Annotated in this window: 22 protein-coding genes; 9 read left to right on the plus strand and 13 right to left on the minus strand. The window is 70.7% G+C overall.

What is annotated here, in order from left to right; translation table 11 throughout:
* Positions 1–108 precede the first annotated feature (108 nt).
* On the plus strand, positions 109–1,119 hold the full coding sequence (locus tag ACZ6TD_RS18795; RefSeq protein WP_471355425.1) for a chitinase: 1,011 nt from the start codon (positions 109–111) through the stop codon (positions 1,117–1,119).
* 84 nt (positions 1,120–1,203) lie between these two features.
* On the opposite strand, the gene ACZ6TD_RS18800 is transcribed toward ACZ6TD_RS18795, so the two are convergent.
* Positions 1,204–2,058, minus strand: a complete 855-nt coding sequence (locus ACZ6TD_RS18800) for a S1 family peptidase (protein WP_471355427.1) — start codon at positions 2,056–2,058, stop codon at positions 1,204–1,206.
* 126 nt (positions 2,059–2,184) lie between these two features.
* On the opposite strand from ACZ6TD_RS18800, the gene ACZ6TD_RS18805 reads away from it, so the two are divergent.
* Positions 2,185–3,552: a M14 family metallopeptidase gene (locus ACZ6TD_RS18805; RefSeq protein ID WP_471355430.1), complete on the plus strand. Its 1,368-nt coding sequence runs from the start codon at positions 2,185–2,187 to the stop codon at positions 3,550–3,552.
* Between the two features lie 84 nt (positions 3,553–3,636).
* Here the strand turns inward: ACZ6TD_RS18805 and ACZ6TD_RS18810 are convergent, their stop codons facing one another.
* A complete protein-coding gene (locus ACZ6TD_RS18810) occupies positions 3,637–3,840 on the minus strand; it encodes a hypothetical protein (RefSeq protein ID WP_471357849.1) in 204 nt (67 codons plus the stop codon).
* A gap of 44 nt (positions 3,841–3,884) precedes the next feature.
* Entirely contained in the window at positions 3,885–4,229 is a 345-nt protein-coding gene (locus ACZ6TD_RS18815) for a hypothetical protein (RefSeq protein ID WP_471355432.1), read from the minus strand.
* 292 nt (positions 4,230–4,521) lie between these two features.
* Between ACZ6TD_RS18815 and ACZ6TD_RS18820 the strand changes: the two genes are divergently transcribed.
* Together ACZ6TD_RS18820 and ACZ6TD_RS18825 are read left to right on the plus strand one after the other, a co-directional pair.
* Positions 4,522–5,343 carry a helix-turn-helix domain-containing protein gene (locus ACZ6TD_RS18820; protein ID WP_471355435.1) on the plus strand — a complete coding sequence of 274 codons (822 nt, stop codon included), beginning with the start codon at positions 4,522–4,524 and terminating at the stop codon, positions 5,341–5,343.
* The gene (locus tag ACZ6TD_RS18825; protein WP_471355437.1) at positions 5,330–5,557 is read left to right on the plus strand and encodes a DUF397 domain-containing protein; all 228 of its coding nucleotides are present in this window, start codon (positions 5,330–5,332) and stop codon (positions 5,555–5,557) included. Before ACZ6TD_RS18820 ends, ACZ6TD_RS18825 begins: the two co-directional genes overlap by 14 nt.
* Before the next feature lie 66 nt (positions 5,558–5,623).
* Here the strand turns inward: ACZ6TD_RS18825 and ACZ6TD_RS18830 are convergent, their stop codons facing one another.
* The 7 genes from ACZ6TD_RS18830 to ACZ6TD_RS18860 all read right to left on the minus strand — a co-directional run bounded on the left by ACZ6TD_RS18830 (position 5,624) and on the right by ACZ6TD_RS18860 (position 15,154).
* The gene (locus tag ACZ6TD_RS18830) at positions 5,624–8,374 is read right to left on the minus strand and encodes an alkaline phosphatase family protein (RefSeq protein WP_471355439.1); all 2,751 of its coding nucleotides are present in this window, start codon (positions 8,372–8,374) and stop codon (positions 5,624–5,626) included.
* Positions 8,375–8,380: 6 nt separating this feature from the next.
* Positions 8,381–9,757, minus strand: coding sequence for an ABC transporter permease (locus ACZ6TD_RS18835; RefSeq protein WP_471355441.1), 1,377 nt, complete (start codon positions 9,755–9,757; stop codon positions 8,381–8,383).
* Positions 9,754–10,716, minus strand: a complete 963-nt coding sequence (locus tag ACZ6TD_RS18840; RefSeq protein WP_471355442.1) for an ABC transporter ATP-binding protein — start codon at positions 10,714–10,716, stop codon at positions 9,754–9,756. Before ACZ6TD_RS18840 ends, ACZ6TD_RS18835 begins: the two co-directional genes overlap by 4 nt.
* Before the next feature lie 315 nt (positions 10,717–11,031).
* Positions 11,032–12,504, minus strand: coding sequence for a GntP family permease (locus ACZ6TD_RS18845; protein ID WP_471355444.1), 1,473 nt, complete (start codon positions 12,502–12,504; stop codon positions 11,032–11,034).
* A 258-nt stretch (positions 12,505–12,762) separates the two neighbouring features.
* On the minus strand, positions 12,763–13,176 hold the full coding sequence (locus ACZ6TD_RS18850) for a RidA family protein (protein WP_198270627.1): 414 nt from the start codon (positions 13,174–13,176) through the stop codon (positions 12,763–12,765).
* Positions 13,173–14,048: an IclR family transcriptional regulator gene (locus ACZ6TD_RS18855; protein ID WP_471355447.1), complete on the minus strand. Its 876-nt coding sequence runs from the start codon at positions 14,046–14,048 to the stop codon at positions 13,173–13,175. The genes ACZ6TD_RS18850 and ACZ6TD_RS18855 overlap by 4 nt, the downstream gene beginning before the upstream one ends.
* On the minus strand, positions 14,045–15,154 hold the full coding sequence (locus ACZ6TD_RS18860; RefSeq protein WP_471357850.1) for a sugar kinase: 1,110 nt from the start codon (positions 15,152–15,154) through the stop codon (positions 14,045–14,047). The genes ACZ6TD_RS18855 and ACZ6TD_RS18860 overlap by 4 nt, the downstream gene beginning before the upstream one ends.
* Positions 15,155–15,374: 220 nt before the next feature.
* Here ACZ6TD_RS18860 and ACZ6TD_RS18865 point away from each other — a divergent pair, with 220 nt between their 5' ends.
* Complete coding sequence (locus ACZ6TD_RS18865) at positions 15,375–16,664, plus strand: amino acid deaminase (RefSeq protein WP_471355449.1); 1,290 nt, start codon at positions 15,375–15,377, stop codon at positions 16,662–16,664.
* Between the two features lie 550 nt (positions 16,665–17,214).
* On the plus strand, positions 17,215–18,834 hold the full coding sequence (locus ACZ6TD_RS18870; RefSeq protein WP_471355451.1) for an N-acyl-D-amino-acid deacylase family protein: 1,620 nt from the start codon (positions 17,215–17,217) through the stop codon (positions 18,832–18,834).
* Positions 18,835–18,846: 12 nt separating this feature from the next.
* Here ACZ6TD_RS18870 and ACZ6TD_RS18875 read toward each other — a convergent pair whose 3' ends face one another.
* On the minus strand, positions 18,847–19,731 hold the full coding sequence (locus ACZ6TD_RS18875; RefSeq protein ID WP_471355454.1) for an SDR family NAD(P)-dependent oxidoreductase: 885 nt from the start codon (positions 19,729–19,731) through the stop codon (positions 18,847–18,849).
* 84 nt (positions 19,732–19,815) lie between these two features.
* On the opposite strand from ACZ6TD_RS18875, the gene ACZ6TD_RS18880 reads away from it, so the two are divergent.
* The 3 genes from ACZ6TD_RS18880 (at position 19,816) to ACZ6TD_RS18890 (ending at position 21,713) form a co-directional block, all read left to right on the plus strand.
* Complete coding sequence (locus ACZ6TD_RS18880; protein ID WP_471355456.1) at positions 19,816–20,499, plus strand: TetR/AcrR family transcriptional regulator; 684 nt, start codon at positions 19,816–19,818, stop codon at positions 20,497–20,499.
* 141 nt (positions 20,500–20,640) lie between these two features.
* The gene (locus ACZ6TD_RS18885; RefSeq protein ID WP_471355459.1) at positions 20,641–21,210 is read left to right on the plus strand and encodes a SigE family RNA polymerase sigma factor; all 570 of its coding nucleotides are present in this window, start codon (positions 20,641–20,643) and stop codon (positions 21,208–21,210) included.
* A 68-nt stretch (positions 21,211–21,278) separates the two neighbouring features.
* Entirely contained in the window at positions 21,279–21,713 is a 435-nt protein-coding gene (locus ACZ6TD_RS18890) for a hypothetical protein (protein WP_471355462.1), read from the plus strand.
* A gap of 84 nt (positions 21,714–21,797) precedes the next feature.
* Here the strand turns inward: ACZ6TD_RS18890 and ACZ6TD_RS18895 are convergent, their stop codons facing one another.
* Complete coding sequence (locus tag ACZ6TD_RS18895) at positions 21,798–22,436, minus strand: TetR/AcrR family transcriptional regulator (protein ID WP_471355464.1); 639 nt, start codon at positions 22,434–22,436, stop codon at positions 21,798–21,800.
* A complete protein-coding gene (locus tag ACZ6TD_RS18900) occupies positions 22,433–24,445 on the minus strand; it encodes a CocE/NonD family hydrolase (RefSeq protein ID WP_471355466.1) in 2,013 nt (670 codons plus the stop codon). The genes ACZ6TD_RS18895 and ACZ6TD_RS18900 overlap by 4 nt, the downstream gene beginning before the upstream one ends.
* Positions 24,446–24,616: the final 171 nt, after the last annotated feature.

Raw genomic sequence — 24,616 nt, forward strand, 5'->3', positions numbered from 1 at the left:
GGGCTTGACAACGCTATTGGTCTGGACCACCTTATACGCACGCCACAGGGGCCCCTGAACGCGCACTGGCACCACCTCCCCCACATCCCCCCACGCACGGAGGCTGTCGTGGTACGCGCACAGTTCACCAAGCGGCTGCTCGGAGCCGCCGCAGTCGTCGCCCTCGCCGCAGGAGGGCTCATATCCGCCGGCTCGGCCAACGCGTCCGAGGAGCACCCGGACGCGAAGCAGCACGCCGCCGCCGTCCCCGAGCACGCCGTCACCGGCTACTGGCAGAACTTCGACAACGGCGCGACGAAGCAGAAGCTCTCGGACGTCCCGGACGACTACGACATCATCGCGGTGGCCTTCGCGGACGCCACCGGCTCCCCCGGAGCGGTCGACTTCAAGCTCGACCCCGCCACCGGCTACAGCGACGAGCAGCAGTTCAAGGACGACATCAAGGCCAAGCAGGCGGCCGGGAAGTCCGTGATCATCTCGGTCGGCGGCGAGAAGGGCACCATCTCGGTCAGCGACGACGCCTCCGCGGACGCCTTCGCCTCCTCCATCACCGGCCTGATGGACAAGTACGGCTTCAACGGCGTCGACATCGACCTCGAGAACGGCGTCAACTCCACCTACATGACCAAGGCCCTCAAAGCCATCCACGACAAGAAGAGCGATGTCGTGGTCACCATGGCACCGCAGACGATCGACATGCAGTCGGCGTCCACCGAGTACTTCAAGACCGCCCTGGGGATCAAGGACTTCCTGACGGTGGTCAACATGCAGTACTACAACAGCGGCTCGATGCAGGGCTGCGACGGCAAGGTCTACTCGCAGGGCTCGGTCGACTTCCTCACCTCCCTCGCCTGCATCCAGCTCGAGAACGGCCTCGACCCGTCCCAGGTGGGCATCGGCGTGCCCGCCTCCACCAGCGGCGCCGGTTCCGGCTATGTCGAGCCGGGCGTGGTCAACGACGCCCTGGACTGCCTCGCCAAGGGCTCCGGCTGCGGCTCCTTCAAGCCGTCCAAGACCTACCCCGGCATCCGCGGCGCGATGACCTGGTCCACCAACTGGGACGCGGCCAACGGGAACGCCTGGTCGAAGGCGGTCGGCCCGCACGTCCACGGGCTGTAGAGCTACAGAACGGGAACGACAGTTCGACGTACGCCGGTGCGTCCCGCCCACGGCAGGCGGGGCGCACCGGCGTACAGGTGTTCGCTAGGGCTTGGGCAGCACACACCCCGCCAGGTTCAGGTCGATCTTGTTGCCGGTGGTCACGCACTTGGTGATGGGGTAGGTCTCCTGGGCGTAGTTGATGCCCTTGCGCACCGTCACCGTGCCGTTCTCGTCCACCTCGCACGGGTTGTTGAGGGTGCAGCGGGCGCCGTCCTCGTTGCCCGTGTTGTTGACGGCCACGACCTTGCCGGACGCCGGGTCGACGACGGGGGAGCCCGACGTTCCGCCGATCGTGTTACAGGCGGAGGTGTAGCGGACCGAGTCCTTCCAGGTCCAGTCCCCCTCCTTAAGCCGGTATGCGAATCCGTCGATATTGCAGGAGTAGATCTTCTTCCAGTAGCCGGAGACCACATTGATGGCGGAGCCCTGGGTCGGGCGGCTGTCCGACAGCGTCAGCGCCTTGATGCCGTACGACGACTGGATCTGGGCGTACGTGGACGTGAGCTGGTACAGCGAGATGTCGGTGTCGGTCATCGTCGCGTACGCGACCTTGCTCGCCCGGACGGTGCCGGCCCGGCCGCCCGAGGCGGTCAGCAGGGTGAAGCTCCGGCTGGACGGCTGGTTGACGATCACCTCTCCCGCGCCGGGGAAGCCGCTCTCCAGGCAGTGGCCGTTGGAGAGGACGAGCGCGGGGTCACTGTCGGCCGAGCCCGGCGTGCGGACGACGGAGCCGGAGCAGTTGCTGAGCGCCACCGTGCCCGCGAAGTCGACCGCCCTCGGGGCCTTGGCGGGCGCCTTGGCGGGGGACGCGGCCGTCGCGGGCGCCGCGCCCGCGCCCACGAGGGTCGCGCCGCCCAGTAACAGGGCCGAGAGCGCACCGACGAGAGATCTGTTCATGCGGGGGGTTCCTTCCCTCGATGAGAGATTCCTTCGGCTTCGACCATTTCCCACCCTTGCGCATGTCATGCGCATGGCCGAACACTGGCGCAGCAGTCGCTCGCCCTTAACCCCCCAGGAGATGTCATGCGACGTCGCATCCGCGGTAGACGGGCCACCGCCCTCACCGCCTTGCTCACCCTCGCACTCGCCGCCCCCATGGCAGCTCAGGCCGACGACCCCAGCCCACGGCCCGGCACCGAGCGCACCGCCCCACCCAGGGATGAAGCCGCCGACCAGGGCGCCGCCGACCAGGACGTGCGGCAGTACGAGGTCTCCGGCCCCGCCACCAAGGCCGACCGCTCCGCGGTCGCCGCCACCGGAGTGTCCATCGACGAGGTGGACGCCCGCTCCCTGGTCGTCACCGCCGACCCGGCGCAGGCCAAGCGGCTGCGCGCGCTCGGCTACCGGCTCACCGCGCTCCAGGGCCCGCCCGACCGTACCGAGGGCAGGTCGGCCAAGCCGTTCGACTTCCCGTCGGCCGATGCGAAGTACCACAACTACGCCGAAGCGAACGCCGAGATCAACGCGGCGGTGGCCAAGTATCCGTCCATCCTCAGCAAGCGCGTCATCGGAAAGTCGTACGAGGGCCGCGACATCGTCGCCCTCAAGATCAGCGACAACGTGGCCACGGACGAGAACGAGCCCGAGGTCCTCTTCACCGCCCATCAGCACGCCCGTGAGCACCTTACGGTGGAGATGGCGCTCTATCTGGTGCGGCAGTTCACCGAGGGCTACGGCAGCGACTCCCGGATTACCAATGCCGTCAACGGCCGGGAGATCTGGATCGTCCCGGATGTGAACCCGGACGGCGGCGAGTACGACATCGCCACCGGCTCCTACCGGAGCTGGCGCAAGAACCGCCAGCCCAACTCGGGCTCGTCGGCCGTCGGCACCGACCTCAACCGCAACTGGGACTTCAAGTGGGGCTGCTGCGGCGGCTCCTCCACCTCGCCCAGCTCCGAGACCTACCGCGGCCCCCGCGCCGCCTCCGCACCCGAGGTGAAGGTCGTCGCCGACTTCGCCCGCAGCCGCGTCATCAACGGCAAGCAGCAGATCAAGGCCGCGATCGACTTCCACACCTACAGCGAACTGGTGCTGTGGCCCTTCGGCTGGACGTACGACGAAACCACGACCGGCATGACGCGGGACGACTACGACGCCTTCGCCGCGGTCGGCAAGAAGATGGCGGCGAGCAACGGCTACACCCCCGAGCAGTCGAGCGAGCTGTACATCACGGACGGCGCGATCGACGACTACCTGTGGGGCACCCAGAAGATCTTCGCCTACACCTTCGAGATGTACCCGACCTCCTCCGGCGCCGGCGGCTTCTACCCGCCCGACGAGGTCATCGACCGCGAGACCGGCCGCAACCGCGACGCGGTGCTCCAACTCGTGGAGAACGCGGACTGCATGTACCGCTCAATCGGCAAGGAGGCGCAGTACTGCGCCTAAGCCAACACCGTAACCCGCGCGAGGGGCCGTCCCGGCGGGGAACGCCGGGACGGCGCCTCGCGCGGGCCCCGAGCACGGTCGTCTTCAGTACCGCTGTCGGCCGCCCGGGGAGCGGACGGGCTGACGGCACTCGGGCGCGCCGGGGGGCGGGGGCTGCTCACCGAGCGCGTAGCACAGGGCCGCGTGCAGCTGCTCCGCCGCCGCGGGGGTCAGCTCCAGCTCGGCGATGGCGCGATGCTGCCCGCGTTGGATGATCTGGAGCGGCAGCGCGAGTTCCCCACCGTCCACCCGGCGCAAGCCCCGGCCCGGAACCGGAGTAATCCGCCAGCCGGTCACGACGACCCCGCAGCGCTGCCAGGCGCCGTACCCGCGTCCGGGCCGTCGCCTTCGCCGTACGACGGCAGTCGGGCGCCCCGGCTCTCGGCGACCCGCAGCACATCACGCAGCGCCTCACACAGCCGGTCCGCGAGGTAGCGGAGTTCTCGCGTGTCGGCCCTGGGGTCGTCCAGCAGCGCCCGAGCGTGCCGGAGGAGTTCGGTCCCCATGGACACCTGTACGGCCTCGATCGCGTCCGCACGTCGGCTCAGCGGGCTGTTCCCGTCGTCCGACGACAGATAACACGGCTTGCCGTCGGGGTCCGTCCACGGCAGCAGCCGCAGACCGGTCATCGCGCCCATCCGGGCACCTCCACCGCGTGGATCACCGCCCGAACCCCGGCCCGATGACGGCCGGGCGGCAGTACGGCGAGAAGTGCACTCACGCATGCGAGGAACCGCCCCATAGGGTCCTTCATGTTCATCAGCTCCTGTCAGCTGGTGGGCCACGCCCTCGGGCCGGTGCACCCCGGTCGCGAGGGTCCTGCGTTTCTTCACGCTGTGTGGCGCTTTCCTCACAGAGTGGAGGGTGTTCTGGCTACGCTGCCAGGAGGGCGAGCCTGACAACGCACCCTTCAACTCGGGAGGTCAGCCCATGACGAGGGACCGAAGGCCACACACCCCCAGGGAGAAGTACGGGGAGGAGCTGAAGCTGCGCCGCATAGCGGCCGAGCTGACGCAAGAGGCACTGAGTGAGCGGGTGGTGTGCTCCCCCACGCTGATCAGCCACTTCGAGGCGGGGCGCCGGTTGCCGAAGCCGGATGACGCGGCCCGGATCGATCAGGCGCTGGGCACGGACGGGTTCTTCGTGCGGTGGCTGGAGGACTTGGAGTCGAAGTATGCCGACCACTTCGCGGTCGTAGCCGAGCTGGAGCCGCACGCCACGGAGATCCAGCAGTACAGCATCTCCCTCATCCCTGGTCTGCTGCAGACGGAGGCGTACGCTCGCGCAGTCTTCGAGGCGTACAGCCCCAATCATCGGGCTGACCTTGACGAGCGCGTTGTAAACCGCATGGCCCGTGCCCGAATCCTCGATGATCCGTTGAAGCCCGTGGTGTGGACGCTGCTGGACGAGGCGGTGCTACGGCGCCTTGTCGGCGGCCCGCAGGTGATGGCGGAGCAACTGCGCAGGATCGCCGACTTGGCCGAGGCGCGTCGGCTACGCCTGCACGTGCTGCCCTTCGCAGCAGGGGCGCATGCGCTCATGGAGAGCATGATGACCCTCATGACCTTCGAGGACGCCGCGCCAGTCGCCTACGTCGAAGGGTTTCGAGTCGGACACCTGATGGACGATCCGTCCCTGGTACGTGCGAGCCAGTCGGCCTACTCTCTTGCTCTCAGCGAGGCGGCGACGCGCCAGGAATCCCTGGCCCTGATCAGGGCCATAGCAGAGGAACACGAACATGGTCAGCAGTAAGCACACCCCCCGCAGTGCCTCCGCACTCACGGGGTGGTTCAAGTCCAGCTACAGCGGAGGCAGCAACGGCGACTGCCTCGAAGTAGCCCGTGGCCACGCCGACATACCCGTCCGCGACAGCAAGGACCCGCACGGCCCGGCGCTCGTATTCGAGCCGTCCGCGTGGTCCGCGTTCGTCTCCGGCGTCAAGCGCGGGGAGTTCCCCACCACCTGATCCGAAAATCACGGCCCCTGACCGGCGATGATGCCGGTCAGGGGCCGCCTGCTACGTGAGCCTGGGTCAGCCGTCGTTCTCCGCCGACGGGATGTAGGCGCCCGGCACGTCCTGCGGGGCGTAGATCTTCTTCTCACCCGGGTACGGCTTCGCCCAGTTGTGCGTCTGGTACCAGGTGAGGTGGTTCATCTGCGCGGGCGGGGCGTAGTCCGGAACGGCCCGGGGACCGGTCAGCCGCTGCCTGGACTTCCACTGGTCCCACTCGGCGGCGACATCCTTCATGTCCGCCGGCACCGAGGCCGACGGCACGGCCGCCGCCTTCGGGCTCTGCGCCGCGGGGGTGTCCAGACCACAGGACGGCGCGGTCTTCACACCGTCGGTCAGCGAGGTCCGGTTGGGCAGCGCCTTGAACGGCGTGAAGTCCGGTTTCTGGGTGAACGCCGAGGCCATCGGGGTGGCCGCGGTGTCCTTCTGGTTCATCGGCTGGATCCCGAGGATCTGCTCGATGGTCCGCATCATGTTGATCTGCGAGTAGTAGTGGCTGTCCACCACGCCGTGCCTGGCCCAGGGGCTGATGATCTGGACCGGGGCACGGTGGCCGTCGACGTGGTCGAGACCCGCCTGGGAGTCGTCCTCGACGACGAAGATCGCCGAGTCCTTCCAGTACTTGCTGTGCGAGATCTCGTCGACGATCCGGCCCACGGCGAGGTCGTTGTCCGCGACCTGGGAGGCAGGGCTCACCGGGCCACCGGTGTGGTCGCTGGAGAGCCAGAACATGTTCAGGTTCGCCGGACCGTTCTTCGCGAAGTCCTGCTTCCAGATCTGTGCCCGGTAGACGTCCGGGACGCTGGTGTCGAACTTCGGGAAGCCGTGCACCGACACGTCGTTGAGCGACGGGATCGGCGAGGTCGAGTTCAGCGGGTAGGCGGTGTCCTGACCGGTCGCCGCCATGTTCTTGCTGTCGCAGTACAGGTTCTGCCAGCTGGCGTCCGACGGCTTGGTCAGGAACTGCTGGAACTCACCGAAGTTCCGGACGGACTTGCCGGCCGCCTGCGCACCGGTCCAGATGAAGCCGGTCTTCTGGTGGCCGAGGGCGTCGTCCTCGGTGTCGTAGCTGCGGGCGTACTCACCGGCCGAGGACTCGGTGTACTCCGGGTTGTCGGACTGCATCAGCCAGTTGTGGCCCTCGGCGGAGTTGGTGCCGATGTCGTACGTGTTGTCGAACAGGCCGAACTGCTTGGCCAGGGCGTGCTGGTTCGGCGTGACGTTCTCGCCGAACTCGGTCAGCGACGGGTCGCCGTTGCCCCGCGGCATGTCACCGAAGACCTGGTCGTAGGTCCGGTTCTCCTTGACCAGCAGGAAGACGTGCTTGATCGTCGAGGGGTCGCCGAGCTTGACCGGGACCGGCACCGGCCTGGCCGGGGTGCCGTCGGTCTTCTTGAGGGACTCGCCGTTCCAGCCGTTCTGCTTGAAGACCTTGCCGGTGTAGGACCTGATCACGCTGTCGTCGGGCAGCGTGAACTTCTGCACGCTCGACGTCGTGTCGTGGGTGCCGCGACCGCCGGTGGCCTTACGGCGGGCGTCGACGCCACGGGTGTTGGAGACGTACACCTCCTTGCCGGAGGTGGTGATCTCCGAGGGGAAGTAGTCCGTGGGGAGCAGGCCGACGTAAGCGACCGGCTCCTGCGCGGAGGTGTACTTGTAGACGGCGACGGCGTTGGCGCGGCCGAGGGTCACCAGCAGGTGACCGTCGTCGGTGAGGGTCACCGCGTCGGGCTCGTAGCCTACCCGGGCCTTGGCCCACGGCTGGGTGGAGATGGTCTGGACGACCTTGTCCTTCGCCGTGTCGATGACCGAGACGTTGTTGTCGGCGGTGTTGGTGACGAACACCGCGCCGTTCTTCGCGTACACGGCGGTCGGGTGCAGACCGACCTCGATGCTGGAGACCGCGGCGTCCTGGTGCGCCAGGTCGATGACGCTGACCGTGCCGCTGGTGGTGGCGGCGGTCTTCTGGTCGGCGAGTACCTGCGTGCCGTACGAGTTGATCGTGGGCTCGCCGGGCTTGGCCGGGCGGCCGCCCTCGTTGCTCACGTAGAGCTTCTCCCCGACGACGACCATGCCGCGCGGGGCGTTGCCCACGTTCCAGCTCTGCTCGATGGTGCCGGTCGCGGCGTCGATGGCGACGACCCGGTTCTGGCCGTTGACCGCGGAGTACACGGTCTTGCCGTCGGCCGAGAACGCCACCGCGCCCACCAGGGCGTGCTGGGACCCCTGCGCCGGGATGCTGACGGTCCTCGGGTCGGCCACGCTGCCGTCCGCGTTCACGGTGAACACGGTGTAGCCGTCCGGCTGGCCCAGCCACAGCTGCTTGCCGTCGGGCGAGTACGTCGGGCCTTCCTGGCCCACGTTGTTGCTGCTGATGCGGGGGTTCGAGGACGCGGCCTTGCTGACGAGCTGCTGCGTCTTCCAGTTCTTCAGGTCCACGATGGCCAGGGCCGCGCCACCGTCGGTGACCGAGGCGGCCATGTGCGTGCCGTCCGGGCTGACCGAGGACGACATGATCTTGCCCTGGTCGATGACAAGACGGTCGCCGTACGGGGCGATGTACTGGTTGCTGGAGACGACCTGGCCGTTCTTGGTGACCTGGCCGACCTGGTCCGTGCCGAACTGCTGGGTCTGCCCGAGCGCCGTGCCGGCGGCCACGAGGGCGACGGCGGTGGTGCCCGCCGTCAGCAGCGGTATCCGGCGGCCGATGCGTCTGCTGATGAGGTTGATCCGGGCTTCCTCGACGAGCTTGCGGCGGCGAGTTACCTGCATGGAGGGTTATCCCTTCGGGGTGGTGTCGAGCAGTTCGACGTTGCCGTCGAACTGCCACAGCGGGTTCGGCGCGTCCCCATCGGGGGTCCGTACCAGGAAGTAGCCGTTCACTTCCTTCGGTCCATCGCCATCGGCCATGAACCGCCCGTCCGGAGTGACGTCGAGTTGGTAGATGGCCTGCCCGGTGGCCTCGACGCCGGGAAGATGCCAGGTCACCACGCAGCGCCAGTCGTTGCCCGGGCCTTCCGCCGCGACCCTGGTGCTTCCCTTGTTGCACGACGCCGTGGCCTTGAGCTGGGCCTCGGTGACGGCGGGTCGGTTGAGTTGGTCGGTCTGCATGCGGTACAGGTGCGCGAACGCCGTGGCGAGCGAGCGCTGCACCTTGTCCTGCTCGATCCCGGAGCCGGTCGCCGAGGTCGTCGCGGCGACGACCGCGAACGACGCGGCGGCCACCCCGACGAGCGGCAGGACTCCGATGGTGATCGCGCGGCGGCCCGAACCGTCGTGAGCCAGGTTGGTGAAGTCGCGCCGTACGAAGAGCACATACGCCAGCGCCGTCGCGACCACGGCCCACACGAGGCTGACAACGATGCCGATCAGCAGCGGGCCGAGTTGCCGGGGACTGGTGAACAGACCGTTCCAGGAGATGAAGGCGTAGTTCGGCAGGGCGACGCGCACGGCCACCGGAAGCGGCAGCATCTGGGCGACCGCCATCGCGAGCGAGACGAGCACGGGCACCAGCAGCCCCATCGGGGACCGTCCCAGCGTGACCGACCCGAGGAAGCCGAGTGCGGCGAGCGCCAGGGTCGGAGCGAGGACGCAGACCCAGGAGAGCAGGACCGAGACGGCGGCGTCCGACGGTGCCAGGAGATGGCCGTCGAGACCGACCAGCGGCTGGTCGCCGACCACGAGGAGGCCGCCGACGGTGCTGGAGACCGCGAGCCCGGCCACGAGCAGCAGCAGGACGGTGAGACTGGCCATCGCCTTCGCGACGAAGATCCGCCGGGGCGAGCGGACCGCGACGAGCAGATGGCGCCAGGTGCCGAGCCGGTCCTCGGAGGCGAACACGTCACCGGCCACGACCGAGGTCAGCAGCGGGAGCGCCCAGGTTCCCGCGAAACCGAGCATCACCAGCGGCCCGGCCCACCCGGAGGCGAGCATCCAGCGCCCGAAGAGGGTGTCGACGGGAAGCGTGCTCTGCCGGCTCACCCCGGCGACGAAGAGGGCGGGAGCGATCCAGCAGGCGAGGACCAGCAGGCGGATCCGCCACTGGGAGACGAGCTTGACGAGCTCGAAGCGACAGGCGCGGGTGACGGGGACGCGACGGCCCCCGGTCGGCTGCCCGCCTTCCTGTTCCGGGCTCCGGGTGAGGGTCGCGGTCATCTGCCCGCCTCCTGCTGCTCGGTGAGGGCCAGGAACGCGGCTTCGAGCGGCGACACCACGGGAGTGAGCTCGCGCAGCGCGACGCCCCCCTCCACGAGCCGCGCCACGAGGTGGTCGAGGGCGGGCACCAGGGCGCGTACGACGAGCAGTTCGGCGTCCTGCCGTACCCCGGCGTCGTCGACGACCTGGATCCCCGGCGCGTCGTCCGCCAGCCGGCGCGCGGCCCGCGGGTCGGAGGTGACCAGCCGGTACTCGAGTTCACGGTTCTCGGTGGCCAGCTTGGACAGCGGGCCGGAGAAGACGACGCGTCCGGCGGCGAGGATGGTCACCTCGGAGCACAGCGCCTCGAGGTCGTCCATGTTGTGGCTGGAGAGCACGACGGCGGTTCCGTCGGCCGCGAGCCGGCCCAGGACACCGTGCACGTGCTTCTTGCCCGCCGGGTCGAGGCCGTTGGACGGTTCGTCGAGCACGAGCAGCCGGGGCTTGGTCAGCAGGGCGGCGGCGAGCCCGAGCCGCTGGCGCATGCCGAGGGAGAAGCCGCGGGTACGGTCGTCGGCGACGTCGGTGAGACCGACCTCGGCGAGTACGTCGTCGATCCCCGTCGTGCGCGCGTCGTGCCCCGTCGTGCGCGCGTCGTGGCCGCGGAGCGCGGCCAGCGCGGCGAGGTTCTGCCGTGGGGTGAGCGAGGGATAGAGGGCGGGGCCGTCCACGAAGCCGGCGACACCGTCGGGAGCGTCGAGTGCCCGCTCGACCGGTGTACCCAGGACCTCCAGGCGACCGCTGTCGGCCACCGCGAGCCCCAGCAGCAGGCCGAGCAACGTCGTCTTTCCGGCGCCGTTCGGTCCGACCAGGCCGTGGATATGACCCGGCGTTACATCGAGATCGATGCCGTCCAGGGCGACGACATCACCGAAGCTCTTCGTGATACCGCGAGCCCGGATTGCGCGGAGTTCTTCCATGGGTCCCTTCCTTCAAATACCTCAAGGACCCTATGGATTGATCATGCAGCTCACGAGGATGGAGAGTTGAATCTACGTAGAACATGAAACGACTTGGCATGCGCGACGTCGTCGCCGAGCGGGGACTCTCCGTTTCGACCGGCATTCTTTGCCATTATTTGATCAAACGTGGGTGCTCCCATGAATGAGTTGCGATGGTGAATCTCGCGGTGAATGCCAACGGGTCACGGAGCGGAATGGAGCCAGAAGCGACGGCCCCCGAATCCCGGGGTTTCCGCCGGGATTCGAGGGCCGTCGTCATGCGGGCGCCGTCCGCTAGATGACGAGGCTCAGCAGGGCCGCCACCACGAAACCGGCCACCGACAGCACCGTCTCCAGAACCGTCCAGGACTTCAGCGTGTCGCTCTCGGAGATGCCGAAGTACTTCGCCACCATCCAGAAGCCGCCGTCGTTGACGTGCGAGGCGAAGATCGAGCCCGCCGAGATGGACATGATGACCAGCGCCAGATGGGCCTGCGAGTAGTCGCCGCCGGAGAGCATCGGGGTGACGATGCCCGCCGTCGTGACGATCGCGACCGTCGCCGAACCCTGGGCCACCCGGAGCACCACCGAGATCAGCCAGGCCAGCACGATGACCGGCAGGCCCGCGCTGTCGAAGGCGTCGGCCAGGGCCTGGGCGACACCGCTGCCCTTGAGGACCGCGCCGAAGACCCCGCCCGCGCCGACCACCAGGAGGATGTTGCCCACGGGCTTGAGGGAGGCGGTGGAGACGGTCTCCAGGGACTTGCGGGACCAGCCGCGCCGGATGCCCAGCAGGTAGTAGGCGAGGAGCAGGGCGATCGTCAGCGCCACGAAGGGGTGGCCGAAGAACTCGATGACCGAGCGGCCGGTGCTCGGGTCCAGCGCCACGGAGGAGAACGTCGCGCAGAGGATCAGCACGAGCGGGGTGCCGATGATCGCGAGCACCGTGGCCACCGAGACCGGCTGCTCGGCCGGGGTGGCGCCGGAGGCGCGCTGCTGGGCCGCGACCGCCTCCCGGGACTCCTCGGCCGCCTCCACCATGTCCTGCGGTACGGGCACGAAGATGCGCTTGCCGATCCAGGCGGCGTAGCCCCACGCGGCCAGCACCGACGGGATGCCCACCACGATGCCCATCAGGATGACCCAGCCCAGGTCGACATGGAGCAGTCCGGCCGCGGCCACCGGACCGGGGTGCGGCGGCAGGAAGGCGTGGGTCATGGACAACCCCGCGAGCAGCGGCATCGCGTAGAGCAGGATCGACTTGCCGCTGCGCTTGGCGGCCGCGTAGACGATCGGCGCGAGGACGAAGATGCCGACGTCGAAGAAGACGGGTATGCCGAAGATCAGACCGGTGAGCCCCATCGCGAGCGGCGCCCGCTTCTCCCCGAAGAGCCCGAGCAGCCGGGCGCTGAGCGCCTCCGCGCCGCCGGAGACCTCGAGGATCGCGCCGAGCATGGTGCCCAGGCCGATGATGATGGCTATGTGGCCGAGGATGCCGCCCATACCGGATTCGATGAGCGAGACGGCGTCGGACTTCTGGACCGTACCGAAGAGTTCGGTGACCGAGAGACCGGCGGCCAGACCGACCGCGATGGAGACGCCGAGCAGCGCCACGAAGGGCTGCAGCCGGACTTTGATGATCAGGTAGAGCAGAAGGGCGATGCCGAGGGCGGCGACGGTCAGCAGACCGGCGGTGCCGTGGATGAGGGCGAGCAGACCACCGGTGTGGGGTGGGGTCTCGGCAGCGGGAGCGGCCGCGAGCAGCATGGGGAACTCCGGGATGTGGGTAAGGGGTACCGCCGCACGGCGGGGGGCCGCGCGCTGGGAAAGCCTGGGTGCGGGTGATCAGGGCTCGAGCTTCCGACGACGGGGACGGTGAGGACGAGTCAGTCAGGGGTGGAACCCGCGGCGGGCGGGGAACGCTCCCGCCCGCCGCGGGGGGGGTGGGGGTCGGCCGCTTTGGTGGCCGGCCGTTTCGGGCGTCAGCCCGGCACGGCGAGGCATCAGCCCAGCACGGCGCGGGCGTCAGCCCAGGACCGCGAGGGCGTCGATCTCGACGAGCAGACCGGCCGGGAGGCCGACGTAGACCGTCGTACGGGCGGCCGGGGCCTCCTTGAGGTCGGCGAAGAACTCGTTGTAGATCTCGTTGAGTTCGGCGAAGTGGCCGGTGTCGGTGAGGTAGATCCGCACCATCACCACGTCCTCCCAGCTCGCGCCGCCCTCCTCCAGCACGGCCTGCACATTGCGCAGGGTCTGCAGGGTCTGCTCGCGCAGGGTCGGCCCGACGGGGGTGGGGGCCTGGCCCGGGACGGCGGGGCCGAAGCCGACCTGACCGGCGACCTGGAGGATGTTCCCCTTCTTCACGCCGTGGGAGAACTTGGCGGGCGGGGTGGTGTGCGTGGCCGGGGTGATCGCGGTCTTCTGGAGCTTCTCGGTCATGAGGAGGTCTCCTCGGCTCTCTTCTCGGGGGTTTCGTGCGATGGGTCGTGCTCGTGTGAGGGGGCGGTGGCCGACGGGCCGGCCGTGCCGTGCGTGCCGTGTGGTGCGTCCTGCGCGTCGTGGGACACCGGGGCGCCGCCCGAGTATTCCCGGCTGATCTCCTCCGCCGTGCGGCGCACCAGCGGCAGCAGGGAGAGGAGTTCGTCGGCGCTGACGACGACGTTCGGCGCCGACACCGAGCAGGCGGCGACGACGCGTCCGTCCGCTCCCCGGATCGGTGCCCCGACGCAGTTGATCGACTCCTCGTGGCCGCCGAAGTCGGTGGCCCAGCCCTGGTCGCGCACGGTCGCCAGCTCCTTGAGGAACGCGGCGGCGTTGGGCGTCGAACGGGGCGTGTACGCGGGGTAGGTGAGCCGCTCGGCCAGCGTCCGCCGCTCGGGCTCGGGCAGATCGGCCAGCAGCAGCTTGGCCACGGCGGCCACGGTGATGGCCACGGGCTTGCCGATCCGCGAGTACATCCGCACCGGGTAGCGGCTCTCCACCTTGTCGATGTAGAGCACCTCGTTCTCCTCGTACACCGCGAGGTGGACGGTGTGCCCGCAGCGTTCGTTGAGCGCCACCAGATGGGGATGGGCGATCTCGCGTACGTCGAGGTTCTCGACCGCCTCCTGCGCGAGCGCGAAGAGGCGGGCGCCGAGGCGGTAGCGCTGGTCCTGCTGGCGGTAGACCATGCCGTGCTCATGGAGGGTGCGCAGCAGCCGCAGCGCGGTCGACTTATGCACGCCCAGCCGCGTGGCGACCTGCTCCAGATTGGCCGGCCCCTCCGCCAGCAGCGGCAGGATGCTCAGCGCTCGGTCGACGGTCTGGCTCATGAGTCGGGTACCTCCACCGCTGCGGTCTCGGCCCACTTTTCGGCGGGACTCGGCAGATCTGTCCAGCCGGGGCCGAATCGCAGTGTGCCCCACCGCGCGGCATCGAGTGCCACCAGGTGGTCGGCGTGCTCACGGGAGGGCGGGGTGCCGAGGTCGCCGGGGACGGTGAGCGCGGCGGCGGCCATGAGGTGGCCGTGGCGCAGCCGTTCGGCGACGGGCAGTCCGCGCAGGGTGCCGGAGAGGAAACCGGCGGCGAAGGCGTCGCCCGCGCCGACGGGGGCGACGACGTCGACGCGCGGGGCGGGTTCGAAGGTGACGGTGTCGGTGGCGGCATCGGTGCCGTCGCCGGTGGCGTCGCCGTCCGGTCGGCGTGCGTAGGCGGTGGCTCCGGCGCCGCCCTGCTTGACGACCAGCACCTCCGGCTCGGGCAGCGCCGCCCGTATGGCCTCCGGGCCGCGCAGCCCCCAGACCGCCTCGGCCTCGTCCTCGCCGACGAAGACGAGGTCGCAGCGGCGGGCGAGGTCGAGCAGGACGGCGGGGCCGCTTTCGCCGTCGGCTCCCCCCTCCTTCCGCCAGAGCGAGACCCGGTAGTTGAGGTCGAAGGAGACGAGGGGACGGCCGGGGGCGCGGGCGGTCAGCTCGCGCATCAGCGCGCGGCAGTCGCCGGAGAGGGCCGGGGTGATCCCGGTCAGATGGAGCACCCGGCCGGACCAGGCCCACTCCCGGGGGATGAGCGCGGGGGACATGGCCGCGGCGGCGGATCCGGCCCGGTAGTAGATCACCTCGGCGAGCGGTTCCGAGGCGGCGACACCGCCGTCCCCGTCAGCGGTCTCGGAGCCAACGGCACGCTCCCCCGCCGTACGGAAGTAGATCCCGGTGGGGCGGCGCGGATCGCGCTGGACGTACGCCGTGTCCACGCCGGTGGCCGCGATCTCCCGTACGAGGTGCTCGCCGAAGCCGTCCGTGCCCACCCGGCTGATCCAGCGCGCGCTGTGCCCGGCGCGGGCCAGGCCACAGGCGACATTGGACTCGGCGCCGCCGATGCCCCGGGCGAACGAGGGGACGTCCGCCAGCCGGCCCGGACGGGACGGCACGAAGGTCACCATCGACTCGCCGAGACATACGACGTCGACGGCATCGACGACGGTATCGACGGCTTCGCCGCTGGGGAGAGGGGACACGGTTGGTCTCGCTCCTGGTGGATGGACGGATGGGGGTCAGCCGCACACCGTTGACCCGGTGCTGGGCGGGATGTTAGACAGCGCTAAGCGTTATGCGCAATGAACGTTGCAGAGATTGCAACCGGAATCGTTATGGAGGCGCTCCATGGCCACCGACCACCGCGACCAGGCCGTCGCCGCCCTCGCGCGGGAGCGCGTCGACCACCGCTTCAAGGGGCTGCCGCCGAACGCCGAGGGCCTTACGGTCGGCGAGCTCGCCGCCGAGCGGCGCTCCCTGTTCACCGGTGGCTTCACCACGCCCGTACTGGCGCTGTCGGCCGAGGCGCTGGAGCACAACCTGGTGGCGATGGAGCGCTACTCCGCCGCCCATGGGCTCGCCTTCGCCCCGCACGGCAAGACCTCCCTGGCCCCGCAGCTCTTCGAGCGCCAGCTCGCGCACGGGGCCTGGGGCATCACCGCGGCCGTCCCCACCCAGGTGCGGATCTACCGGGCCTTCGGCATCCAGCGGATCTTCCTCGCCAACGAGGTCGTCGACGCCGCCGCCCTCCACTGGCTCGCGGCCGAGCTCGACGCCGACCCCGATTTCCGCTTCATCGCCTACGTCGACTCGGTGCGCGGCGTGGAGCTGATGGACGCGGCCCTGCGGGAGGCGGGCGCGCGGCGGCCGGTCGATGTGGTGGTCGAGCTGGGCGGCGGCGAGGGGGCGCGCACCGGGGTCCGTACGGAGGCGGAGTGCGCGACGGTCGCCGACGCGGTCGCGGCCGCCGGGACCCTGCGGCTGGTCGGGGTGGCCGGTTACGAGGGCGAGGTGCCAGAGGCGGACGGCGAGCGGGTACGGGCGTGGCTGCGCCGCCTCACGGCACTGGCGGCGGATTTCGACGCGGCGGGCCGCTTCCAGGACGTGGACGAGGTGGTCGTCAGCGCGGGCGGCAGCGCCTGGTTCGACGCGGTGGCGGACGTCTTCGCGGAGCTGCCCACGCTGTCGCGGCCGGTGCTGAAGCTGCTGCGCTCGGGTGCGTACGTCTCCCACGACGACGGCCACTACCGGCACATCACCCCGTTCAACCGCGTCCCGGAGGAGGGCGAGCTGCACCCGGCCTTCCGCCTGTGGGCCCAGGTCGTCTCGCGCCCCGAACCCGGCCAGGCGTTCCTGAACGCGGGCAAGCGGGACGCGGCGTACGACCTGGACATGCCCGAACCCCAGCTCATCCGCTCCGCCCGCGACGCCTCCACCCGCCCCGCCACGGGCCTCACCATCACGGCCCTCTCCGACCAGCACGCCTGGGTCTCGGTCGCGGACGGCACGGACCTGGAGGTCGGCGACTGGGTGGCCCTGGGCCTCTCCCACCCCTGCACCAGCTTCGACAAGTGGCAACTGATCCCGGTGGCGGAGTCGGACGGCACCGTCACGGACTACATCCGCACCTTCTTCTGACCCACCCACCCGCCCCTACCCGGGACTCCGCCCCGGACCGGGCCCGCTCAAAGCCCCTGCCCCGGAGCGAGACCCCAGGGACGGGTCAAGGCCCGAACCCCGCCGGGCCGGACCCGAAACCGAGACCGGCCCGGCAACCCACCCGGGCCATGTCCCAGGCCCCGGGACCGGCCCGGGCCGGTTCCACGGCGGCGACGCCCCGCCGCTGCCCCCGCTGAGGCACCTGGCGGCGGGCCGGGGCCAGTCGGGCACCGGACAATGGGCGCCCGGGCAGGCCCGGGCCAGGCGGGGCGCAGGCCACCCGGCTCGCGGGCCGCGAGGCCCGGAGGCCGGGCCGGGGGCGGGAGCGGGAGCCTCCGCCGGGCCCGGCGGCCGGGGCGCAAGCCCCGCCCTGGGCACGGGACACGCCCCCACCCGGCTCACGGGCCGTGAAGCCCGGGGCCGGGTGGGGGTGTGGGGGACCCGGAGGGTCCCCCACCGAGTGAGGGCGGGTGGGTGGGGAAACGTCAGCGCGCCCCAGGCGCGGTCGGCAGGAAGAGAGGGCAACCCCATGGAACTGGTCATTCGCGGTGCGGACGTCATCGACGGCACCGGGCGGGCCCGGTATCGGGCAGACGTGGCCGTCGACGGCGGCCGGATCGCCGCCGTCGTACCCGAGGGGAGTGGGTCGCGCCCCACCGCCCACCGCACCGTGGACGCCGACGGCCTCGCCCTCTCCCCCGGCTTCATCGACATGCACGCCCACAGCGACCTGGCCCTGCTCCGCGACCCCGACCACTCCGCCAAGGTCGCCCAGGGCGTGACCCTGGAGGTCATCGGCCAGGACGGGCTCTCCTACGCGCCCGTGGACGACCGCACGCTCGCCCAGATCCGTACCGCCATCACCGGCTGGAACGGCGACGGCTCCGACATCGACTTCACCTGGCGCACCGTCGGCGAGTTCCTGGACCGCCTCGACCACGGCTTCGGCGGCCAGGGCATCGCGGTCAACGCCGCGTACCTCATCCCCCAGGGCACCGTCCGCATGCTCGCCCTCGGCTGGGAGGACCGCGACGCGACGCCCGCCGAGGTCGAGCGGATGAAGGCGCTGGTGGCGGAGGGGCTGGAGCAGGGGGCGGTCGGCCTGTCCTCCGGGCTCACCTACACCCCCGGGATGTACGCCTCCGACGCCGAACTCACCGAGCTGTGCCGGGTCGTGGCCGCGTACGACGGCTACTACTGCCCGCACCACCGCTCCTACGGCGCCGGTGCGCTGCGCGCCTACGAGGAGATGGTGGCCCTCAGCCGGGAGGCGGGCTGTGCGCTGCACCTCGCCCACGCCACCATGAACTTCGACCTCAACAAGGGCCGCGCCCCCGAGCTGCTCGCCCTCCTGGACGCCGCGATCGCCGACGGCGCCGACATCACCCTCGACACCTATCCCTATCTCCCCGGCTGCACCACGCTCGCCGCGATGCTGCCGAGCTGGGCGGCCGAGGGCGGCCCCGACGCGGCCCTCGCGCGGCTGCGCGACGACGCCGAAGCCGAGCGCATCCGGCACGTCATGGAGGAAGAGGGAGCGGACGGCTGCCACGGGGTGCCGATCAACTGGGACACCATCGAGATCTCCGGGGTGAACGACCCGGCCCTCACCGAATACGTCGGCAAGACGGTCGCCGCGAGCGCCCGCGAACGAGCCGAGGCCCCCTGGGTCACCGCGCGCCGCCTCCTCCTGGACGACCGCCTCGGCCCGACGATCCTGCAGCACGTCGGGCACGAGGAGAACGTCCAGGCGATCATGAAGCACCCCGTCCACACCGGCGGCAGCGACGGCATCCTGCACGGCGCCAAGCCGCACCCCCGCGCCTACGGCACCTTCCCCCAGTACCTGGGCCGCTACGTCCGTGAGCTGGGCGTCCTCACCCTGGAGGAGTGCGTGGCCCACCTCACCGCCCGCCCCGCGGCCCGTCTCCGCCTCCCCGACCGGGGCCAAGTCCGCGAGGGCTACCGCGCGGACCTCGTCCTCTTCGACCCGGAGACGGTCGCGGCGGGCTCGACGTTCGAGGCCCCGCGCACCCTGCCGACCGGCATCCCCCACGTCCTCATCGACGGCCGTTCCGTCATCGAGGACGGACGGCGGACGGACGTCCTCGCGGGGCGCGCGATCCGCCGCGCGATCCGCCGCCCGTAGCGCAACAGCCCCTCAGGCGGCCGCACCCTCGGCCGGGAGCTCCGCCGGGTACGGCTCGCCGAAGTCGGCCGAGCGGCTGACCTTCTCCCAGGCGGTCACCTCGGCGAGCTGGCGCCGCGAGTAGTCCCGCGCCATGGTCGCCGCGTTCACGCCCAGCGGGAGATGGCTCGGGACCTCGCCGCGGTGGACGGTCCGCACGATGATCTCGGCGGCGCGCCGGGGGTCCCCGGCCGCCCCGTCCGTGCTCTGCCGCACCTGCCGGTTCATCTCCCCGACGGTCGCGTCGTAGGCGTCGGGGATCGGGTGGACCGTCATGGAGGAACCGGCCCAGTCGGTGGCGAAACCGCTCGGTTCGACGACCATGACGCGCACGCCGAGCGGCCCGGTCTCCGCGGCGAGGACCCGGCTGAAGCCGTCCACCGCGAACTTGGCCGCCTGGTAGGAGGCGATGCCCGGCGATCCGCCGACCCGCCCGCCGATCGAGGAGATCTGCACGACGGTGCCGGCCCCCTGCTGCCGCAGGACCGGGAGCACGGCCTTCGTCACGTGGTAGACGCCCCAGAAGTTCGTCTCGAACTGGGCGCGGAAGTCCTCGTCGTCCGAGGTCTCGATGGGCGACACATTCGCGTATCCCGCGTTGTTCACCAGCACGTCGACGCGCCCGAAGCGGGCGAGCGCCGCCTCGACGGCCTCGCGCGCCGCCTCGGGGCGGGTGACGTCCAGCGCGAGGGGGTGGATGCGGTCGCCGTACTCCTGATACGCCTCCGCGAGCGCCTCGGGGCGGCGGGCGGTGGCCACGACGCGGTCACCGGCCTCGAGGGCGGCGGTGACCAGGGCGCGGCCGAGACCGCGCGACGAACCGGTGATGAACCAGACCTGTGAACCCTGTGCACTCATAACCTGTGAACTCATACCGTTAGTACAACACCGTTCTCTTATTTACGCAACACCGTTCTCTTACGGGTTCCTATGATGTCCGGCATGACGACGCCTGCCTTCCAACGTGCGCGCAGTGCCCGGGCCAAGCAGGTGCGGGAAGAGGCGATCCTGGACGCGGCCCGTGGCCTCGCCCGCGAGCGCGGGGTCCGGGACGTCACCCTCACCGACATCGCCGGGGCCGTGGGGATGCACAAGTCAGCCCTGCTGCGCTACTTCGAGACACGGGAGCAGATCTTCCTCAGGCTCACCGCGGAGGGCTGGCGGCAGTGGTCCGCCGAGCTGCGCGGCGATCTCGAACGCAGGGCGCGCGCCACGGCCCCGGAGGTCGCCGAGGTCGTCGCCGCCACGCTGGCGGCCCGGCCGATGTTCTGCGACCTGCTGGCCCAGGCGCCCATGAACCTCGAGCGCAATGTCTCGATCGACTCGGTGCGCGAGTTCAAACTGGTGACGCTCGAGGAGATCGAGCTGATCGGCGACGAGCTGCGACGGCTGCTCGGCCTGACCGAACTCCAGACCGTCGACCTCGTCGCCACGGCGACCAGCCTGGCCGGGGCGCTCCGGCAGATGGCCACCCCCGGCCCGCGCCTGCGGGAGCTGTACGAGACCGACCCCCGCCTCGGCCACGCGATCGTCGAGGTGGAACCCCGCCTGTGCCGCGTCCTCACCGCCTTCCTCACCGGCCTCGACGCGGGCTCCTCCACGACAGCCCCGGGCAACGCCTCATAGCCACCCGCTCCGCGAGGACCTCCGCGCCGGCCTCGCCGTCACGGACCCCTGCCCTCACCCTGTGACCCAGCTCTCATCACGGCCATGCAGCAGATGAGATGGCCTCCCCGTCAAGGAGGGGTGACAGGAAGGGAGGAGCGTGTGGATCTGGCAACCGAGTGGAAGCTGAGAACCGCCCCCACCGAGACTGGTTCGGCGGAGATCGATTTCCCTGGCTTTGTCGCGACGCGGTCGGCCGCGTTGTTCCGTGGCGCCCTCGTTTTGACGGGGAACCGTGAGGCGGCGGAGGACCTGGTCCAGGAAACCCTGGAGCGGGCCTGCCGCACATGGCGCACGATCGCCGCCAAGGACGCTCCGGACGCCTATGTCCGGCGGATCATGGTGAACCTGGCCAACGACCGGTGGCGGAAATTCCGCCGCATGGTGCAACACCAGGACGGCGGTGACCCAGCGGCTCCTGGGGACGAGTACGGGCGTATCGACAGCAGGGACCAGTTGGTCCGCGCCCTTCAGCGGCTGCCGATGCGCATGCGCACGGTCGTGGTACTGCGGTACTTCCACGACCTGTCCGACGCCGAGATCGCGGCCGACCTGAGAATCTCACCGAGCACCGTGCGATCCCAGCTCGCCCGTGGGATGGAAAAGCTCAGAAGCCAGTTCCCCGCACTCTCCGGCCCTTCACCGCGGCAGCCCACGGAAGGAACCCGATGACTTCGCATGATTCACGGCCTTTCGGCTGCTCGGGCTACACGCCCTTCGAAGAGGAATTGGTGAACGCCATGAACGAATACGTGAACGCCGCCGAGGCGCCGGACTTCGACACGGCCCGCATCGTGCGAGGCGCCCGCCGCAAGCGGGCCACGGCCATCGCCGGTATCGCCACGGCCCTCATCGTGGCCGGTGGCGGCACCGCGCTGGCCACCATCAACAGCGGTTCGGAGGCATCGAAGCCCGCCGCCGTCAGCACCGCGACCGCCGATCCCGAAGCCACCTACGTCGCGCTGGAGGACAGCAAGTACAAGCTCGACTTCGGGGGTCTCAGCCTGGAGTTCGCCCAGCAACTGCTGCTGAAGTCCCAGCTCGAGCTCGGCAAGGTCGGCACGGTGGACTGCGGCAGGAACGGCAAGCCGGGCACGGTCGTCGAGGTCTCCCCCCACAGTCCGACCGCCGTGCCCAGGGGCGCCAGAATCAGCCTGACCCTCTGCGCCGGCTGATCTGAGCCACCCTGTCCCCGTCTCTCCCGATACCGGTGCCGGGAGGGACGGGGCGGGGCCGGGCGACCCGCGGAAGACTCGCGCTCAGCCGCCCAGCTCCGCCTCGGCGAAGCGCCGCAGGTGGCGTCGCGCGTCCTCGACGCTCAGGGCCGGGACCTGGCGGAGGCGGCGCAGGGCGAGGCCGTCGGCCAGGGCGGAGAAGCGGAGGGCGAAGTCGGCCGGGTCGTCGCAGTGGAAGTCACCCTCGGCGCGGCCCCGTTCCACCAGGGCCCGGATCTCGCCGTGCCAGTTCTCGTACCGTTCGGCCTGGCCGCGGGCGAAGGTCTGGTCCCGTTCGCCCGCATTCCAGTAGTCGAACCACATCCGCCAGTGCCGGTCCGTGTCCTCCGTGAAGAGCGCGTCGATGAGCAGCCACAGCCCCTCCCCGCCGCTGGTGGCGTGCGCGGCGGCGTCGCTCAGCGCGGCGTAGTAGCGCTCTATGTGCAGCACCATCGCCTCGGAGAGGACTTCCTGCACGCTCTCGAAGTGGTACGTGACCGTGCCGACCGACACCCCGGCCGCGGCCGCCACCTCGCGCACCCCCACCGCCTTGGTGCCGCGCTCGGCGATGAGCGGCACCGCGGCCTCCACGATCAGCCGACGGCGCACCTCGGTGGGCTGCCGGGTGCGGGCGGAGGCGGCGACGGCGCGGCGCGGTGGGCGGCGTTCGGAACGGGACGTCACGCGGACGTCCTCGGTGTGGTGCGGTGCCATGCGCGCGTGGCCACTGTCTCTCCGTTCGCCCGTGCCTCGATGCTGCTGTCCATGATGAATTCCTCCGCCGTGGCCCGCAGTTCCATGGCGGTGACGACCTCCGCCTCCCAGTCCCCGCGCCGCAGCCGGATGGTCCACCGAGAGCTTGCCACGGCCGACAGCGGATCGTCGGAGCGGATGCGGTAGGTCTCGCGGGCGCTCTCCTCGTAGCGCAGTCCGTCCGGATAGGTGCGCGAACCCCCGTAGTTGGGGTCCACCTCCAGCACCCACTCTCCGGTGGCCACGTCGTGGGTGACGGTGCGTTCGGGCCGTGGCGCGGCGGGCGGGTCGACGGTCACGGCGAGCGGCGGGGCCTGCTCGGGCTCCTCGAAGACGATGGGCGGGCGGCCCGCGTCGGCGCCCGGATCCCGTACGGGCAGCAGCAGCGCGCTCTCGCCGGGCCGTACGGTCAGATGGCCCCGTTCGCCGTGCGGCCAGACCCACGGCCAGTACGCGTCGGAGACGGCGACCCGGATGCGGTGGCCGGGCGGGAAGGCGTAGCCCGTGGCGTTCAGCTCGAACTCCACGTCCTCGTACGTCCCCGGTTCCCACTCCACGGCCTTCTCCCGGCCGTGCCGGGACATCAGGTTGAGCACACCGCGGGTGACCAGCGTGGACGAGCCGTCGGGCGCCACGTCGCAGACGCGGGCGATCACGTGGGCGCGCGGGGTGGCGCTGTCCAGCCGCAGCCGTACGCGGGGGCGGCCCAGGATCTCCACCCGCGCGGTGAGCGGCGCCGAGTCGAAGCAGCGCGAGCGGCCGTCCTCCGCGCGCTGGTCGGGCGGCAGGTCGGTGGCGTTGCCGAAGGGGAAGAAGCGGCCGGCGTCCAGCCCGGTGTGCAGCGGCGAGCGCACGATCACCGGCTCGTCGGCGGGGCCGCCGAGGGGGCGTTCGTCCCAGGTCACGGACGGCGACGGCCAGGTGTCCTCGCCGACCCAGCGGCCGGGCATCGTCTCGTACGAGGTGGCGGGCGGCACGGGGTCGTTGATCCAGGCGCGGAGCCTCGGCTCGTCCAGCACGCCGGTCGGCTCGTCCTTGAGCCAGTGGTCCCACCAGCGCAGGGTCTCCTGGAGGAAGCCGATCGCCGGGCCCGGGGGCAGCCCCCGGTCGGGGTACTGGTGCGACCAGGGGCCGATCAGCCCCCGTACGGGCGCGTCGAGGTGCTCCAGCAGGCGCGGCACGGTGTCCCGGTACGGATCGGCCCAGCCGCCGACCGCGAGCACGGCGGCCTCGATCGCGCCGTAGTCCTCGCAGACGCTGCCGTGCCGCCAGTAGTCGTCCCGCTCCTGGTGGGCGAGCCAGGTGTGCAGATACGGCTCGAGCGCGTCGAGCCGCTCCCGCCACATGGGCAGCCAGCGGTCCTCGCCGACGGAGGTGGGGTGCGGGGGGCGGGCGGTGAACGCGAGCATGGTCCCGGCCCAGGCGAGCATGTCGATGCCGAGGACGGCGCCGCCGGTGTAGTGGACGTCGTTGTCGTAACGGTCGTCGGTGGAGCAGACGGTGACGATCGCCTTCAGCGGGGCGGGGCGCAGGGCGGCGATCTGGAGCGAGTTGAACCCGCCCCAGGAGATCCCGAACATGCCCACCTTGCCGGTGCACCAGGGCTGCCGCGCGAGCCAGTTGACGACGTCGACGCCGTCGGCGAGCTCGGTCGCGGTGTACTCGTCGAGCATCACGCCCTCCGAGTCGCCGCTGCCGCGCAGGTCGACCCGTACGGAGGCGTAGCCGTGCCCGGCGTACCAGGGGTGACGCTGCGCGTCGCGCGGGGCGGTCCAGTCGCTCTTGCGGTACGGAAGGTATTCGAGCAGGGCGGGGACGGGGGCGGTCTCGGCGTCCGTCGGCCGCCAGATGCGTGCGTGCAGCCGCGTCCTCCCGTCCCGGGTGGGGATCCACACGTCCTCGACCAGCACCTTGCGGTCGAACGTCTCGCGGTACTTCACGTATCTCCTCTAGCTGGTGTTGTGGTGCGGGCACGGGTGCGCCTGCGGCGGGCGACTCCCCCACCCCGCCCCTCCCCGAACCCGGAGGCGCCGCCCCCGGCCCCCGCTCCTCAAGCGCCGGAGGGGCTTGAGTCGCCCCGCTCGCGACGTCGGAACGCCCCCGCACGCACC

The sequence above is a fragment of the Streptomyces yongxingensis genome, from assembly GCF_055597465.1.

Excerpts from the sequence above, each read along its gene's own strand:
- ACZ6TD_RS18850 (WP_198270627.1), bottom strand. The coding sequence starts at position 13,176 with ATGACCGAGAAGCTCCAGAAGACCGCGATCACCCCGGCCACGCACACC.
- ACZ6TD_RS18875 (WP_471355454.1), bottom strand. The coding sequence starts at position 19,731 with ATGAGTGCACAGGGTTCACAGGTCTGGTTCATCACCGGTTCGTCGCGC.
- ACZ6TD_RS18820 (WP_471355435.1), top strand. The coding sequence starts at position 4,522 with ATGACGAGGGACCGAAGGCCACACACCCCCAGGGAGAAGTACGGGGAG.
- ACZ6TD_RS18890 (WP_471355462.1), top strand. The coding sequence starts at position 21,279 with ATGAACGAATACGTGAACGCCGCCGAGGCGCCGGACTTCGACACGGCC.
- ACZ6TD_RS18880 (WP_471355456.1), top strand. The coding sequence starts at position 19,816 with ATGACGACGCCTGCCTTCCAACGTGCGCGCAGTGCCCGGGCCAAGCAG.
- ACZ6TD_RS18835 (WP_471355441.1), bottom strand. The coding sequence starts at position 9,757 with ATGACCGCGACCCTCACCCGGAGCCCGGAACAGGAAGGCGGGCAGCCG.
- ACZ6TD_RS18860 (WP_471357850.1), bottom strand. The coding sequence starts at position 15,154 with ATGGTGACCTTCGTGCCGTCCCGTCCGGGCCGGCTGGCGGACGTCCCC.
- ACZ6TD_RS18815 (WP_471355432.1), bottom strand. The coding sequence starts at position 4,229 with ATGGGCGCGATGACCGGTCTGCGGCTGCTGCCGTGGACGGACCCCGAC.
- ACZ6TD_RS18830 (WP_471355439.1), bottom strand. The coding sequence starts at position 8,374 with ATGCAGGTAACTCGCCGCCGCAAGCTCGTCGAGGAAGCCCGGATCAAC.
- ACZ6TD_RS18825 (WP_471355437.1), top strand. The coding sequence starts at position 5,330 with ATGGTCAGCAGTAAGCACACCCCCCGCAGTGCCTCCGCACTCACGGGG.
- ACZ6TD_RS18865 (WP_471355449.1), top strand. The coding sequence starts at position 15,375 with ATGGCCACCGACCACCGCGACCAGGCCGTCGCCGCCCTCGCGCGGGAG.
- ACZ6TD_RS18855 (WP_471355447.1), bottom strand. The coding sequence starts at position 14,048 with ATGAGCCAGACCGTCGACCGAGCGCTGAGCATCCTGCCGCTGCTGGCG.
- ACZ6TD_RS18800 (WP_471355427.1), bottom strand. The coding sequence starts at position 2,058 with ATGAACAGATCTCTCGTCGGTGCGCTCTCGGCCCTGTTACTGGGCGGC.
- ACZ6TD_RS18805 (WP_471355430.1), top strand. The coding sequence starts at position 2,185 with ATGCGACGTCGCATCCGCGGTAGACGGGCCACCGCCCTCACCGCCTTG.
- ACZ6TD_RS18870 (WP_471355451.1), top strand. The coding sequence starts at position 17,215 with ATGGAACTGGTCATTCGCGGTGCGGACGTCATCGACGGCACCGGGCGG.
- ACZ6TD_RS18840 (WP_471355442.1), bottom strand. The coding sequence starts at position 10,716 with ATGGAAGAACTCCGCGCAATCCGGGCTCGCGGTATCACGAAGAGCTTC.
- ACZ6TD_RS18845 (WP_471355444.1), bottom strand. The coding sequence starts at position 12,504 with ATGCTGCTCGCGGCCGCTCCCGCTGCCGAGACCCCACCCCACACCGGT.